Below are 14,715 nucleotides of genomic sequence, written 5' to 3' on the forward strand. Positions count from 1 at the left end.
TAAGGGGTGTTAGGGCTGCTTCACTCCCCATCGGGGATAAATCCTCTCGCCACAATTACTCATTCATGAAGAGAGTGGCCGTTCGGCTGTAAAACCAGCCTGACCAGAGCCGATGGGCTATACCTGAACCGGTCTCTTCGCCGTCTTCAGGAGAACCCCATGAAAAGCTCCGGCCTCAGTCCCGTCATAAACCTCGAACAACTTGTCGGGTGCCTGCTGGTGAAATTCCACGGCATCCAGGTCGCCGCGTCTTCCCACGCATTGATCCTCCATGAGGCTAACTACCCGCCGGTTTATTACGTCCCCCGCGAAGACATCGACGAAAAATATTTCGCCCGCACCGACCACACCAGCTATTGTCCATACAAGGGCGATGCCAATTACTTCAGCCTGCAAGTGCCGGGGCATGAGGGGGCGAATGCGGTGTGGACTTACGAAAAACCGAAAATCTCGGTCGAGCAGATCAAAAACTACGTGGCGTTTTATCCGGATCAGGTGAAGTTTGAAGTGATCAAGGCTGATGCCTGACACATGCTTCTGTGGTGAAGCCATTTGTGGCGAGAAGATTTATCCCCGATGGGTCGCGTAGCGCCCCGGAACAACGGGACTGCTGCGCACTCCATCGGGGATAAATCCCCTCGCCACTAGTTCAATCAGTTCGATTTCAATTCTTGTCGAGATCGATATTCTTCGTCTCACGCAAACAGATCATCCCCACCACCAGGCTCACCCCGGCAATCAACACCGGATACCACAGCCCGTAAAAGATGTCCCCGGTGTAGACCACCAGCGCAAACGACACGGTCGGCAGGAACCCGCCAAACCAGCCATTGCCGATGTGGTACGGCAAGGACATCGAGGTGTAGCGGATGCGGGTCGGGAACAGCTCAACCATCAGCGCCGCCAGCGGCCCGTAGCACATGGCCGAGATGATGATCAGCGCGACGATGAGGGCGACGATCATTGGTTTATTGATCTGCTGCAAGTCGGCCTGTTGCGGGTAGCCGGCGAGGGTGATTGCACCGCGCAACGCCGCTTCGTCGAAGCCGTCGAGTTTCACGTCGCCAACGCTGACTTGCACGGCGCTGCCGACCGGTGCGGCGACGCTGGAGTAGGGCAGGCCCTGTTTGACCAGGAAGGTTTTGACCTTGTCGCACGGGCTGTCGAATTTCGCCTTGCCCACTGGATCGAACTGGAAGGTGCAGGTCGCAGGATCGGCCAGCACGGTGATCGGTGCCTGACGGCTGGCCTGATCAATCGCCGGATTGGCGTAATGGGCGAGGGATTTGAAGATCGGAAAATACAGCGCCGTCGCCAGCAGCAGGCCGAGCATCAGCACCGGTTTGCGCCCAACCTTGTCCGACAGCCAGCCGAAAAAAATGAAGAACGGCGCACCGATCACCACGCTGATAATCAGCAAGGTGTTGGCCACCGCCGGGTCCATTTTGAGGAACTGGGTGAGGAAGAACAGCACGTAAAACTGTGCTGCGTAGAACGTCACCGCTTGCCCGGCGTTGATGCTGAACAGAGCGATCAGCACCACTTTGAGGTTTTCCCATTTGCCGAAGGATTCGCGGATCGGCGCCTTGGAGGTTTTGCCTTCCTCTTTCATCTTCAGATACGCCGGCGACTCGTGCAGGCTCAGGCGAATCCAGGTGGAAATGCCAAGCAGCACAATCGACAGCAGGAACGGAATGCGCCAGCCCCATACTTCAAACTGATCGCCAGTGAAGTAGCGGCAACCGAGCACTACCAGTAGCGACAGCAGCAGGCCGAGGGTTGCTGTGGATTGAATCCAGCTAGTGTGAAAACCGCGTTTGCCGATTGGCGCGTGCTCCGCCACGTAAGTCGCGGCGCCGCCGTATTCACCGCCGAGCGCCAGGCCCTGGAGCATGCGCAGCACCACCAGAATGATCGGCGCGGCGATGCCGATGCTGGCGTAGGTCGGCAGCAGTCCCACACAGAAGGTCGCAACGCCCATCAGAACGATGGTCGCGAGGAAGGTGTATTTTCGCCCGATCATGTCCCCCAACCGACCGAACACCAGCGCCCCGAACGGGCGCACGATAAACCCGGCGGCAAACGCCATCAGCGCAAAGATGAACGCCGTGGTGTCATTGACCCCGGCGAAGAACTGCTTGCTGATCACCGCCGCGAGGGCGCCGTAGAGGAAGAAGTCATACCACTCGAACACGGTGCCGAGTGATGAAGCGAAGATGACTTTGCGTGTGTCCGGGCTGGTGTCCGTGCTGCGCACAGCGTCCAGCGGCTGAACGTGTTCTGACATATCGGTATCCCTCACAGTGATTGTTTTTGTTGTTCCACTGGTGTTGCGTGTCCGGGTGATGCGCGATGCCTTGAATTAACGCGGTTCTCTGTAGGAGCTGCCGAAGGCTGCGATCTTTTGATCTTGCTTTTGACCTTGAAAAAACAAAGTCAAAAGATCGCAGCCTGCTGCAGCTCCTACAGGGTTTGGGCCAGTTCTGGAGCTGGGGTGTAGATCCTTGTCGGTGGGTTGAGGATCAATTGGGCGGCTTTCTCGGCAATCATCAGCGTAGGCGAACAGGTATTACCCGAAGTGATGCGCGGCATGATCGACGCGTCAGCAATGCGCAACCCGGGAACACCATGCACGCGCAGTTGCGCATCGACCACCGCATCACCGTCATTACCCATGCGGCACGTACCAACCGGATGGAAAATCGTCGTGCCGATTCTGGCCGCCGCTTCGTGCAGTTGTTCTTCGCTTTGCAGGCTGTCCCCGGGCAGGTACTCGACCGGTTTGAACGCTTGCAGGGCAGGGGCGCTGACGATGCGGCGGGTCAGGCGGATCGCATCGGCGGCCACGCGCAGGTCTTCGGGATGGCTCAGGTAGTTGGGCTGAATCAGCGGCGCTTCCTGCGGATTTGCGGAACGGATTTCGACGCGGCCACGGCTCTGCGGACGCAGGTCACAGACCGACGCGGTGAAGGCCGGGAAGCTGTGCAACGGCTCGCCGAAGCGCTCCAGCGACAAGGGTTGCACGTGGTATTCAAGATTCGCCGAAGTCTGCTCCGGCCCGGATCGGGCGAACGCGCCCAACTGACTCGGCGCCATCGACAACGGCCCGCTGCGGTCATACAGATAACGCAGGCCCATGCCCATTTTGCCCCACACGCTGCCGGCGATCTGGTTGAGGGTGCGGGCGTTTTCCAGTTTGTAGATCAGCCGCAGTTGCAGGTGATCCTGCAGGTTGCCACCGACACCCGGCAGCTCATGAATCACCCCGATGCCAAGGCGTTCGAGCAACGGACGCGGGCCAATCCCGGAGCGCTGCAGAATGCTCGGCGAACCCACGGAACCGGCGCACAACACGATCTCCTTGCGCGCCTTGAAGCTTTTCACCTGGCCATCATGGCGGGCGCTGACCTTCGAGGCACGACCGTCCTCCAGCAGAACCCGATCCACCTCAACCCCGGTCAGCACCGTCAGATTGGCGCGATGACGCACCGGTTTGAGAAACGCCTTCGCTGCGTTCCAGCGTACCCCGGCCTTCTGATTGACCTGAAAGTAGCCGCAACCTTCGTTGTCGCCCTGATTGAAGTCATCGATGGCGGCAATGCCGCTCTGCTCGGCGGCGCTGCGAAACGCATCGAGAATCGGCCATGACAGCCGCTGTTGCTCGACTCGCCATTCACCCTTGGCGCCGTGAAAGTCAGCGGCGCCGGCGAAGTGGTTTTCGCTTTGTTTGAACAGTGGCAGCACGTCATCCCAGGCCCAGCCCGGATTGCCCTCGGCGGCCCAGCCGTCATAGTCGCCGGCCTGGCCGCGCATGTAGATCATGCCGTTGATGGAGGAACAGCCACCGAGCACTTTGCCGCGCGGATAACTCAGGCTGCGGCCCTGCAAACCGGGTTGCGCTTCGGTCTTGAAGCACCAGTCGGTACGCGGGTTGCCGATGCAGAACAGGTAACCGACGGGGATGTGAATCCAGGCATAGTTGTCGCGCCCGCCGGCTTCGAGCAACAGCACGCGCTGCTGCGCATCAGCCGACAGTCGATTGGCCAGCAAGCACCCGGCAGGGCCGGCGCCGACCACGATGTAGTCGTATTCATCAAGGGAAGTCTGCATTCCCTGACCTCGCTTTTTGTTTTTATTGTCGGACACTCTAGTTGTTAGCTTTCGTCAAAAGAATGTTAGTTTTTGCGCAGCCGCTGTGCGTTTTTAAACAGCCTTGAATGACGATAGCTGACAAGGACACCCCATGTTCGACTGGAACGATCTTCGGTTCTTTCTGGAGTTGCAACGCAGTGGCCGCCTGCTCACCGCCGCCCGCCGCTTGAACACCACCCACGCGACCGTTGCCCGTCACATCGAGGCCATCGAAAAAAGCCTCGGCACCGCGCTGTTCGTCCAGCACGCCCAAGGCTACGAAATGACCCCGGCGGGGGAGGCGTTGCTCAAGCACGCAGAAGCCATGGAAAACGTAGCCCTGCTGGCCCAGGAGGAAATCACCCAATCCACCGCGCCCCTGGGCAAAATCCGTGTCGGCGTCACTGAAGGTCTCGGCATCAAGTTTCTCGCCAGCCGCATGATCGGCCTGTTCGAGCGCTACCCCGGTCTGGAGGTGGAACTGGTCGCCGTGCCGCGCTTTGTCAGCATCCTTAACCGCGAGGCGGAAATCAGCATTCATCTGGAGCGTCCGGCAGCGGACATGCTCGTCACTCGCAAACTCACCGACTACCGGCTCGCGCTCTATGCCAGTCAAAGGTATCTCGACAACGCACCTGCACTGAAAAGCCGAGAAGACCTCGGGCGGCATGCTTGGATTGGTTATGTGGATGATTTGCTATTCAGTCAGGAACTGATGTTTCTCAATAGTTTCTGCCGCAGTCCTCGTGTCGTGTTCCATAGCACCAGCGTCATCGCCCAGCAGGAAGCCGCTCGCTCGGGATTGGGCATTGCCGTCTTGCCGTGCTACATGGCGGCCGCTGATCCGGATCTGGTGCCCTTGCTGCCGGACGAAAGCATCGAGCGCAGTTACTGGATCAGCACCCGGCGCGAGTTGCACAAGTCGGTGCGGTTGCGGGTGGTCTGGGATTATGTGGTGGGGTTGTGCGAGGCGGAGCAGGGGTTATTGCTTAATTCCTAAGATCAAAAGATCGCAGCCTTCGGCAGCTCCTACGCCGATCTCTGTAGCTGCCGAAGGCTGCGATCTTTTGATCTTTCAGGTTGATTAATATATGGATATCCGTATATTTGGCCGTCCATATGTACGGTGCACCCTGATGATCACGCCCCCCGAAGTCTTCAAAAGCCTGGCCGACGAGACCCGCGTCCGCGCCACGCTGTTGATCGCCGATCAAGGCGAACTCTGTGTCTGCGAGTTGATGTGCGCTCTCGGCGAGAGTCAGCCAAAGATCAGCCGCCATCTCGCTCAACTGCGCAGCAATGGACTGTTGCTCGATCGCCGTCAGGGGCAATGGGTGTATTACCGTCTCAACCCGCATCTGCCCGACTGGGTTCATCAAATCCTGCAAGTGACGTCGAAGGCCAACGCCGACTGGCTCAAGGACAACGCCTCGCGCTTGCAGAACATGGATGGGCGCCCCGTCCGCGAAGCAGTGTGCTGCTGAATCCCAACTGTCAGGAGGCCTCCATGCGAGTCCTGTTCATGTGCACGGCCAACAGCTGCCGCAGCATCCTTTCCGAAGCCATGTTCAATCACTTGGCGCGCCCGGGTTTTGAGGCTGTGAGTTCAGGGAGTTTCCCCAAAGGCCAGGTATTGCCACGCAGCCTTACCACGCTGCAACAGGCCGGCATTTCCATCGATGGCTTGTACAGCAAGGGCAATGACGCCTTTGAAGGCAACCCGCCAGATATCGTCATCACCGTCTGCGACAAGGCGGCGGGTGAAAGTTGCCCGGTGTACTTCGGTCCGGCGCTGAAAGCTCATTGGGGCCTGGAAGATCCTTCCGATGTGATCGGTGACGAAGCCGCAGTAGACGCGGCGTTTGCTGCCACGCTGACGATCATCGAGCGGCGCTGTGCGACCTTCCTCGGCCTTCCTTTTAAAACGCTCAGCCGCGCTGAACTCCAGCGTGAGCTGGATCGAATCGGCTCTCTGTAAGCCGGAGGATATATGTCAGAGCATCTGCCCAATCTTGATCCAACCCTGTTCGAAGGCTTTAAAGCCACGACCTCGGGCGAACACAAACCGCGCATCCTGTTGCTCTACGGCTCGACCCGTGCACGCTCGTTCAGCCGTTTGCTCGTGGAGGAAGCCGCACGCTTGCTCGAACACTTCGGCGCCGAGACGCGCATCTTCAACCCGTCCGGTTTGCCATTGCCCGACGACGTCCCCGTCGATCATCCGAAAGTGCAGGAGCTGCGTGATCTGGTGCTGTGGTCCGAAGGCCAGGTCTGGTGCTCGCCAGAAAGACACGGCGCCATGTCGGCAGTGTTCAAGGCGCAGATTGACTGGATCCCGCTGGAACTCGGCGCCGTGCGCCCGACCCAGGGCAAAACCCTGGCAGTGATGCAGGTCTGCGGCGGCTCGCAGTCATTCAACGCGGTCAATCAATTGCGTGTATTGGGCCGCTGGATGCGTATGTTCACCATCCCCAACCAATCCTCGGTGCCGAAGGCCTACATGGAGTTCGACGAGGCGGGGCGGATGAAACCGTCGCCGTTCTATGATCGCGTTGTCGATGTGATGGAAGAGTTGGTGAAGTTCACCGTACTGCTGCGCGACCAACAGGCGTTTCTGGTCGATCGCTATTCAGAGCGCAAGGAAACCGCTGAACAGCTGATGGCGCGGGTTAACCAGCGTTCGATTTGAGTGCGAGAAAAAGCCCGCCCGGTGTTTGCCGGGCGGGCTTTTTTCGTGCTGCACGATAGGGCGCGTTCGTGCCCGGATTCAACTTTCGGCAGTCACGTCAATCAACGGAATCGGCTCGATCGCCCAGGCACTGCTGGTGCGTCGCTCAGGGCATGGAATGGCGCAGGCCTTGCGCCCGGTGAAGTCGCGGGCCAGTCGTGCCTCATCGATCTGCCAGCCCAGGCGTTCCAGCTCGCGAAGGCGTTTGCGAAAGGCGATCTGCAGCGCATCGGATTTCAGCGAAACCTCCTGTTGCCAGGAATCCGGCACGCGCTCCGGGCGCACGTTGCGCAGCACCGCGTGATCCTGTCGGAAAATCTTCCGATTGCTGGCGACAAAACGTCTGTCGAGCAAGCGCGAGCGCAGAAACGTGCGGCCCATCATCCACCACGTGCGGGTGCGGTTGGCATCCACGGGTACATGGGCGGCGACAATGTAGATCCGCCAGCCGTTGGGTAATTGCAATTGCAGCGTGGTGCACGGGCCTGACAAATGAAACCCGGGCAAGGTCGTCACGCTGATCTGCTCGGTGGCTGATTTGCGCCTGAGCAGGCCTATGCGCCTGGGTCGTTTCATCAACATCCGGGCCTGACCCTGCCATGCATCGCTGTCGACGTCGAACGCTTCGATTTCGGGATGAGCCGGGTCGCCGAAGGTCGAGCCATGCACGAAAGGCGCGTGGGCAAAATCCAGCCCGTTCTCGATGACCCGATCCCAACTGGCTTCCCAGTCAAAGTGACCGCTGACCACGCGAACGTTGGCATCATCGAGCCAATCCAGGGTGGGAAGCGGCGGGCGTTCAGCCTCCGGCAAATCGCCGAGAAAGGCCCAAATCCAGCCGTAGCGTTCCTCTGTCGGGTACGCATCTACGCGCGCCTTCGCCGGGATCCGCAGAGTGGGCTGGGCGGGAATCTGCACGCACCGGCCGTCTCCGTCGAAGCGCCAGCCGTGGTAAGGGCACTGCACGCTGTCACCGACCTTGGCCCCGGCCGATAGAGAACCGCCGCGATGTACGCAAATATCGGACAGCAGACGCGCCTTGCCGTGACTGTCGCGGAAAGCGACAAACGCCTGGCCGAGGAGTCGCACGGGCGTGATCTCGTGGGTCAACTGCGACGTGGGAAGGATGACGTACCAAAGGTTTTTGAGCATGTGGTGGGGTGACCGAAAGGGGGGGGACGGGGATAGGCCTCAAGAGGCTATGAGCATAAATCAGGCAAGGCAGTTCAGCGCAGCATCTGCGTCCATTCAGGTTGGCGCCTGTTTTGCTTTAACGGTGGGGGCACACATTGATTGCGCATGTACCCGAGTATTGCGGCCCGTGGGGGCGCCATACGTTGTTGAAGTCGCTGAATGACGGTTACTGGAATACGGCGCATGACCCGTTTGTTCGACAACATTGATCCGGAACTTTGCACAAACCTTCTAGCCGCACGCGGGCAACTGTGGGTTACTAGCGCCAGCCCATCATTCTGTATTCGCGCCATGAGCAACTGGATCAACCTCACCCACGACCGGGAAACCGGTATCGAAACACTGCACGCGCATTTCGCCGGGCACGCGCACGCGTACGATCCGCACTGGCACGAAACCTACCTGATCGGCTTCACCGAACAAGGCGTGCAGCGCTTCAACAGCCGCAGGACGCGGCATGACAGCACGCCGGGCAAGGTCTTCATGCTTGAGCCGGGCGACATCCATGACGGCGATGCGCCGAGTCCGGATGGCTTCACCTATCGCATGCTGTACCTGCAACCTTCCTGGCTGGAGCAGGCATTGGACGGCTTGCATCTGGGCAGTTACGGCAGCGGTTTGCCGGGTATTGGCAGCGTGCTCAACGATGATCCCGAACTGGCCCGCGCCACCCTGTTTGCCTTCAATGCGCTGCACCAGCAAGACGTGCAAATGGTCCGCGACGTGGCGCTGGACACATTGCTGGAACGCCTTGCGAGCCATTTGTATCGACGGCCGCAACAGAACGCCACGATCCGCGCACCGCTGATTGCTCGACAGGCCCGCGATTACTTGATGGCTTATCACGAACAAGACATCAGCCTGCAAACCCTCGCCCAAGTCTGCGGCACTGACCGCTTTCGCCTGACCCGCGCGTTCAAGGCTGCCTATGGCCTGGCGCCCCACGCCTGGCTGATCCAGTTGCGCCTCAGCCGAGGCCGCCAACTTCTGGCCGCCGGCGTGCAACCGGTGGAAGTCGCCAGCCGCCTGGGTTTCGCCGACCAAAGCCATTTGGGCCGCTGGTTCGTGCGCGCTTACGGCATCACTCCCGGTGTCTATCAGCAGCGCGCCGCGGGCAGCATCCGCCGCTGAACAAACGTTCAAGACTCTCGCCCACATCAACCGCCACAGTACGGCCTGACTTCCTGAAGGGCCTTGCCATGCTTGCGTTCATCCTCTTTGCCTTCGTCGCCTCTATCACCCCGGGCCCGACCAACCTGATCGTGCTCAGCACCAGCGCCCGACGCGGCTGGCGACCCTGCCTGCCGATCATTCTGGGTGCGGGCGTGGGGGCTGCGTCACTCGTGTGGGTCGCAGGGGCCGGCGCCAGCACGTTGATGCTTCCCGGTGTTCGGCCGATCATCAGCGGCCTTGGGTTGTGCTGGATGTTGTGGCTGGCGTGGCAGATCTTCAGCGCCCCGGTCACCGCCATCCAGCCTGAGGCCGGCGAAGAAAAAGCCGAGCTGGGTCTGATCGGCGCGGTATTGCTGCAATGGGTAAATCCCAAGTCATGGATGATGGCCATTGCCGTGATCAGCGTGTTCACCGCTCAAGGACAAGGGCTGAACGCACTGTGTCTGGCGTTCTTTCTGGTGTCACTGCCGTGTCTGGCGATCTGGGCGCTGCTCGGCCGAGGCGCGGCGCGATGGCTCAGCAATCCTGAGCAGTTGCGCTGGTTGAACCGTATCCTCGCGGTGCTGCTGGTGATTTCATCCGCTGTTGCGCTTTTGCACGGGTGATTGCGCTTTGTGGGACAGACGCAGCAACGGTGGGCGCGATCCTGCAATGGTTGACCGTGATCAACCTTGTGTCGGTTAAGTCGGCGCAGTCTCCAATAGGTGCTGCACTCACTTGAACCACCCGCGCAGGAGCTTCGCTCATGGCCATGATGAAAGCGGCGATTTTCGTCGAAAAGAACCGCATCGTGCTGGATGACAAGCCGATCCCCAATGTCGGTCCGCTGGATGCGCTGGTGCGGATCACCACCACCACGATCTGCGGCACTGACGTCCACATCCTGCGCGGCGAGTATCCGGTGGCCAAAGGCTTGACCGTGGGTCATGAGCCGGTGGGTGTCATCGAGAAACTCGGCTCGCAAGTGCGCGGCTTTGTCGAAGGTCAGCGCGTGATCGCCGGCGCCATTACCCCCAGCGGCCAAAGTTACGCCTGCCTGTGCGGCTGTGGCTCTCAGGACGGCCCCGACACCCGCCACGGTTTCCGCGCCACCGGCGGTTGGAAATTCGGCAACATCATCGATGGCTGTCAGGCGGAGTACGTGTTGGTGCCGGATGCGCTGGCCAACCTGTGCCCGATCCCCGACGCGCTGAGCGACGAACAGGTGCTGATGTGCCCGGACATCATGTCCACCGGGTTCTCCGGTGCAGAGCGCGGCGAGGTCAGTATCGGCGACACCGTTGCAGTGTTTGCGCTGGGTCCGATCGGGCTCTGCGCAGTGGCCGGTGCACGGCTCAAGGGCGCGAGCGTCATCATTGGCGTCGACGCAGTGGCTGAGCGCATGACGGTGGCGCGGCAGTTGGGCGCTACCCACGTGGTCAATTTCAAGGATGGTGACGTGGTTGAGCAAATCATGGCGTTGACGGATGACCGCGGTGTGGATGTGTCCATCGAAGCCTTGGGTACACAGGGCACGTTCGAATCCGCGCTGCGGGTGTTGCGCCCTGGTGGACGGTTGTCGAGCCTTGGGGTTTACGCTTCGGATCTGCGCATTCCCTACGACGCTTTCGCGGCGGGGCTGGGCGACTACAGCATCGTCAGCACCCTGTGCCCCGGCGGCAAGGAACGGATGCGCCGGTTGATGGCGGTGGTGCAAAGCGGTGGAGTCGATCTGTCACCCCTGGTGACCCACCATTTCAAACTGGATGACATTGAGGCAGCGTATGAGTTGTTCGGCCATCAGCGCGATGGCGTGATGAAGGTCGCGATTACACCGTGATCAGACGCGCCACGTATCGTTGGCGGGGCGGGGCGCGTTGATCTGCTACAGATACAGGCGATGGATGACCTGGCAGCTATCGTCGGGATCACTGTGGGTTTCAAAGCCCAAGGCTTTGGCCAATTCGCGCATGCCCGTGTTGCTGGCCGAATCCACGGAGTACAGGCGGCTGAAGTTGTTCTGTCGGGCCGCCTTGATCAGATGCTCCATCAGCAAGGTTCCCAGGCCCAGATGCGCCCATTCATCGGCGACCGTCACAGCGAATTCGCATTCTTTTTCGGCCGTGGCGGCATAGCGACTGATACCGATCTCGATCAATTCGCCGTTCTCGTGAACCAGCGCGATAAAGGCCGCGCGCTGCTTCTGATCGATGTCCATTAACTGATCGAGCAGCGCCGTGCCCGGCTCGCTGATCTGCGCCAGAAAACGCATGTGGCGGGACTCGGGGGACAAGCGCTTGATAAACGCGTATTCGCGTTCGCGATCCTTTTCGGCCAGCGGCCGGATCAGCACGTGTCGGCCGTCCTTGAGCGATTCGATCCAGGATTGGCCGTGGTGCGTGGCATACACAGCCGCAGCCCGATCATTGTGGTCTTTGACAGTGAGCATGATGTGACCTCCAGCGTGGAAAAGATCAACGCGCGGTGCATTGCGCTGATGTCTTTGTACGCCGTTGGTGATGCGGGCGTCTGATCTGGATCAGATCGGCGACTGAGTCGGCCGACAGCCGACGATCAGTTGTTTGAGTCCTTTCATGTCGAGGATTTTCACGTTACGCCCCGAGATATCCACCAAACCCTGATCCCGCAGATGGCCGATGCCACGGCAGATGGTTTCCAGGCGCAGCCCCAGGTAGGAGCCGATTTCTTCGCGGCGCATCTTCAGCACGAAATCTCTGGAGGAATATCCGCGCATGTTGAAGCGTTGCGAGAGATTCACCAAAAATGCCGCCAGGCGTTCATCCGAGTTCATGTTGCCGAGCAACATCAGCATGTCGTGATCGCGCACGATCTCCCGACTCAGCAGTTTGTTGAGGTTGTGCTGCAATGACGGCAAGGTCTCGGCCAGCTTCTCCAGTTGAGCGAAATGGATGGGACAGACTTCACTGTCCTCCAGGGCAAATGCACTGCACACGTGCTCATCGCGACTGATCGCGTCGAGACCAAGCATCTCGCCGGGTATATGAAAACCGGTGACTTGCTCCCGGCCGTCGACGGATAAAGCGCTGGTTTTGAACGAACCGCTGCGCACCGCATAGAGCGAGCGCAACGGATCGCCTGCGCGATACAGCGCCGCGCCTTTCTTGATCCTGGAACGCTGCACGATCAGCGTATCCAGGCGTTCGACTTCCTCTCCGGTCAGGCCAATCGGCAGGCACAACTCCACAACGCTGCAACTCGAGCATGCAGTCTTGAGGTATTGAATGTTCAGGGGACGAGTTTCAGGCATTAGCGAGGACGCCTTGCAAGGTTCACCAAGCATAGGTGTATGAGCTGATCGCATGCCGTTGATTTGCCCGATTGCCCGCTCAAGTGACGAACGGGCAGGCTGGCCGATCAGAATTGGCCAGCATTGCGCTGCGCACTCAGCCCTGTGGTAGCTCGCGGGTGATACGTTGTGACACGGGGCGCGATTGTGCGCCGGGTATCGACAACGTCGCCCGCAACCCACCCTCGGCCCGGTTGACCAGGGTGATGCTCCCACCCAACCGCGTCGCGATGGTGTTGACGATGGTCAGTCCCAACCCCGCGCCCTGTGCATTGCCACGGCTGTAAAAGCGTTCGAACAACCGCTCTCGATCTTCCTCGTCAATGCCCGGCCCCTGGTCCTCGACGCTCAAATGGCAGAGGCCGTCGGCCTGGGTCAGCGTCACGGTGATCACGCCGTGTTCCGGGGAGAAGTTAGCGGCGTTGGTGATCAGGTTGTTCAGCGCAATGTCGATGGCGGCGGTGCTGGCCATGACGTGGAGCGCTTCGGCGCTGTCCTCGAAGGCCAGTTCCAGCTGTTTGCTCAGCAGCCACGGCGTCAGTTGCACGAGGCTGTTGCGCACGGTTTCGCTGAGGTCGATGCGTTGCAGGGGCGGCGGGTTGGGTTTCGGTTCGAGGCGCGCCATGGTCAGCAACTGATTGACCAGGCGGCTGGTGCGGTCGACGCCGGAGATCAGAAATTCCAGGGACTCACGGCGTTCCTGCTCGGTGCCGGCCTCCAGCAGATTTTGCGCATGCACCCGCAGCACCGCCAGTGGGGTGCGCATTTCGTGGGCGGCGTCGGCGATGAAACGGCGTTCGCGGCCGAGCACTTCCTGGATCTGCGCGAGCATGCGGTTGAGCGCTGCTTGCATTGGTTCCAGTTCGCTGGGCAGCGGCGTCATTTGCAGCGGTTCCAGCGAGCCACTGTGGCGGGCGCGCAGGGTGGCAGCCATGTCCGCCAGCGGCTTGAGTCCCCACCCGATGGCCAGCCAGACCATGGCCGCGAGGATCAGGCTGCCGATCACGTTTGGCCACAACGTATGACGCACGATGCGGTCGACCAAATCTGAGCGCACGTCATCGCGTTCGCCGACCCAGATGCGCAGGTTGTTTTGTTTGTCCTCCAGCATGAACGCCCGCCATTGGCGGCCCTTCAAATCCAGCACATCGCTGAAACCCGGTTGGGTCGGCGGTGCGGTGAAGGAGGGCGCGCTGGCCGTGTGCACCAGCACCTCACCCTTGGGGTTCCACACCTGAAAAGCGATTTTGCTTTCGTACGGATGACCATCGACCCGGGGCTTGGCTTCGCCGAGGGCCTGATTGAACGCCTGATACAACTGCGCGTGCTCGGTACTCGCCATCGGCATGCGCATCACGCCTTGCAGCAGGCGGGCGTTTTGCGCCAGTTGCGCGTCGTAGACTTCGGCGATTTCGTGGTTGCTGTCATGCACGTTGAACACGCTGAGCACCGCCAGACCGGCGAGCAACAGGCCGATGATCAGCGTCAGCGTACGGCGGCGGATCGAGGTCATCGACGCTCCTCCACCAGATAGCCCACGCCACGAATGGTGCGGATCAGGTCGGTGGAGAATTTCTTGCGCAGGTGATGGATGTGCACTTCCAGGGTGTTGCTTTCGGCCTCTTCGTTCCAGCCGTAGAGCAACTGAATCAATTGATCGCGAGTCATCACGCGGCCCGGCGGCGAGAGCAATTCGTGCAGCAACTGATATTCCTTGGGGGTCAGCGCCACAGGCTGGCCCTGATAGCTGACCTGTTGGGTGCCAGGGTTGAGGCTGATGCCGGCGTGTTCGATCAGCGCCTGGGCGCGCCCGGCACTGCGCCGCAACAAGGCACGCAAGCGCGCCTTGAGTTCGGCCAGATCGAACGGCTTGACCAGATAATCATCGGCCCCGGCGTCGAGCCCGGCGATGCGGTCCTCGGTAGCATCGCGGGCAGTGAGGATCAGCACCGGCAGGTTCGAACCGCTGTCGCGCAAACGGCGCAGCACTTCGAGGCCGTCCATGCGCGGCAGACCGAGATCAAGCACCGCCACATCAAAGGTTTCACTGAGCAGCGCATGCAACGCGCTGCTGCCGTCCTTGAGCCAATCGACGGTGTAACCCTCACGCCCCAGCGCCTGATGAATGCCTTCACCGAGCGCCACGTCATCCTCAATCAGTAATAAGCGCACGCGCACTCCT

The 14,715-nt window shown here is 60.4% G+C and carries 15 protein-coding genes; 8 read left to right on the top strand and 7 right to left on the bottom strand.

The genetic code is table 11. The annotated features are described in order from the left end of the window. The first annotated feature begins 159 nt into the window (after nucleotides 1-159). The gene (locus PSH79_RS11025) at nucleotides 160-528 is read left to right on the top strand and encodes a DUF427 domain-containing protein (protein ID WP_305442734.1); all 369 of its coding nucleotides are present in this window, start codon (nucleotides 160-162) and stop codon (nucleotides 526-528) included. Nucleotides 529-664: 136 nt separating this feature from the next. On the opposite strand, the gene PSH79_RS11030 is transcribed toward PSH79_RS11025, so the two are convergent. Next, nucleotides 665-2,287, bottom strand: a complete 1,623-nt coding sequence (locus tag PSH79_RS11030) for an MFS transporter (RefSeq protein ID WP_305442736.1) — start codon at nucleotides 2,285-2,287, stop codon at nucleotides 665-667. Between the two features lie 176 nt (nucleotides 2,288-2,463). Beyond that, nucleotides 2,464-4,110: a GMC family oxidoreductase gene (locus tag PSH79_RS11035; protein ID WP_305442738.1), complete on the bottom strand. Its 1,647-nt coding sequence runs from the start codon at nucleotides 4,108-4,110 to the stop codon at nucleotides 2,464-2,466. A gap of 133 nt (nucleotides 4,111-4,243) precedes the next feature. Between PSH79_RS11035 and PSH79_RS11040 the strand changes: the two genes are divergently transcribed. From PSH79_RS11040 to arsH, 4 genes are all read left to right on the top strand, one after another. Continuing rightward, nucleotides 4,244-5,131, top strand: a complete 888-nt coding sequence (locus PSH79_RS11040; protein ID WP_305442740.1) for a LysR family transcriptional regulator — start codon at nucleotides 4,244-4,246, stop codon at nucleotides 5,129-5,131. Between the two features lie 136 nt (nucleotides 5,132-5,267). Then, complete coding sequence (locus PSH79_RS11045) at nucleotides 5,268-5,615, top strand: metalloregulator ArsR/SmtB family transcription factor (RefSeq protein ID WP_305442742.1); 348 nt, start codon at nucleotides 5,268-5,270, stop codon at nucleotides 5,613-5,615. 23 nt (nucleotides 5,616-5,638) lie between these two features. After that, nucleotides 5,639-6,109: an arsenate reductase ArsC gene (locus tag PSH79_RS11050; RefSeq protein WP_305442744.1), complete on the top strand. Its 471-nt coding sequence runs from the start codon at nucleotides 5,639-5,641 to the stop codon at nucleotides 6,107-6,109. A 12-nt stretch (nucleotides 6,110-6,121) separates the two neighbouring features. After that, nucleotides 6,122-6,820 carry an arsenical resistance protein ArsH gene (arsH, locus tag PSH79_RS11055; protein WP_305442746.1) on the top strand — a complete coding sequence of 233 codons (699 nt, stop codon included), beginning with the start codon at nucleotides 6,122-6,124 and terminating at the stop codon, nucleotides 6,818-6,820. A 78-nt stretch (nucleotides 6,821-6,898) separates the two neighbouring features. On the opposite strand, the gene PSH79_RS11060 is transcribed toward arsH, so the two are convergent. After that, complete coding sequence (locus tag PSH79_RS11060; protein ID WP_305442748.1) at nucleotides 6,899-8,011, bottom strand: aromatic ring-hydroxylating dioxygenase subunit alpha; 1,113 nt, start codon at nucleotides 8,009-8,011, stop codon at nucleotides 6,899-6,901. A 333-nt stretch (nucleotides 8,012-8,344) separates the two neighbouring features. On the opposite strand from PSH79_RS11060, the gene PSH79_RS11065 reads away from it, so the two are divergent. The 3 genes from PSH79_RS11065 (at nucleotide 8,345) to PSH79_RS11075 (ending at nucleotide 11,045) form a co-directional block, all read left to right on the top strand. Continuing rightward, the gene (locus tag PSH79_RS11065) at nucleotides 8,345-9,184 is read left to right on the top strand and encodes an AraC family transcriptional regulator (RefSeq protein ID WP_305443919.1); all 840 of its coding nucleotides are present in this window, start codon (nucleotides 8,345-8,347) and stop codon (nucleotides 9,182-9,184) included. A 68-nt stretch (nucleotides 9,185-9,252) separates the two neighbouring features. Continuing rightward, nucleotides 9,253-9,831, top strand: a complete 579-nt coding sequence (locus PSH79_RS11070; RefSeq protein ID WP_305442750.1) for a LysE family translocator — start codon at nucleotides 9,253-9,255, stop codon at nucleotides 9,829-9,831. A gap of 140 nt (nucleotides 9,832-9,971) precedes the next feature. Then, entirely contained in the window at nucleotides 9,972-11,045 is a 1,074-nt protein-coding gene (locus PSH79_RS11075; RefSeq protein ID WP_305442752.1) for an NAD(P)-dependent alcohol dehydrogenase, read from the top strand. Between the two features lie 45 nt (nucleotides 11,046-11,090). Here PSH79_RS11075 and PSH79_RS11080 read toward each other — a convergent pair whose 3' ends face one another. The 4 genes from PSH79_RS11080 to PSH79_RS11095 all read right to left on the bottom strand — a co-directional run bounded on the left by PSH79_RS11080 (nucleotide 11,091) and on the right by PSH79_RS11095 (nucleotide 14,705). Then, nucleotides 11,091-11,654 carry a GNAT family N-acetyltransferase gene (locus PSH79_RS11080; protein WP_305442754.1) on the bottom strand — a complete coding sequence of 188 codons (564 nt, stop codon included), beginning with the start codon at nucleotides 11,652-11,654 and terminating at the stop codon, nucleotides 11,091-11,093. Nucleotides 11,655-11,744: 90 nt separating this feature from the next. Further along, entirely contained in the window at nucleotides 11,745-12,494 is a 750-nt protein-coding gene (gene fnr / locus PSH79_RS11085; protein WP_305442756.1) for a fumarate/nitrate reduction transcriptional regulator Fnr, read from the bottom strand. Nucleotides 12,495-12,630: 136 nt separating this feature from the next. Further along, nucleotides 12,631-14,046, bottom strand: coding sequence for an ATP-binding protein (locus PSH79_RS11090; protein WP_305442757.1), 1,416 nt, complete (start codon nucleotides 14,044-14,046; stop codon nucleotides 12,631-12,633). After that, nucleotides 14,043-14,705 carry a response regulator gene (locus PSH79_RS11095; protein WP_047295015.1) on the bottom strand — a complete coding sequence of 221 codons (663 nt, stop codon included), beginning with the start codon at nucleotides 14,703-14,705 and terminating at the stop codon, nucleotides 14,043-14,045. The genes PSH79_RS11090 and PSH79_RS11095 overlap by 4 nt, the downstream gene beginning before the upstream one ends. Nucleotides 14,706-14,715: the final 10 nt, after the last annotated feature.

Origin of the sequence: Pseudomonas sp. FP2196 (genome assembly GCF_030687715.1) — a bacterium.
GTDB lineage: Bacteria > Pseudomonadota > Gammaproteobacteria > Pseudomonadales > Pseudomonadaceae > Aquipseudomonas.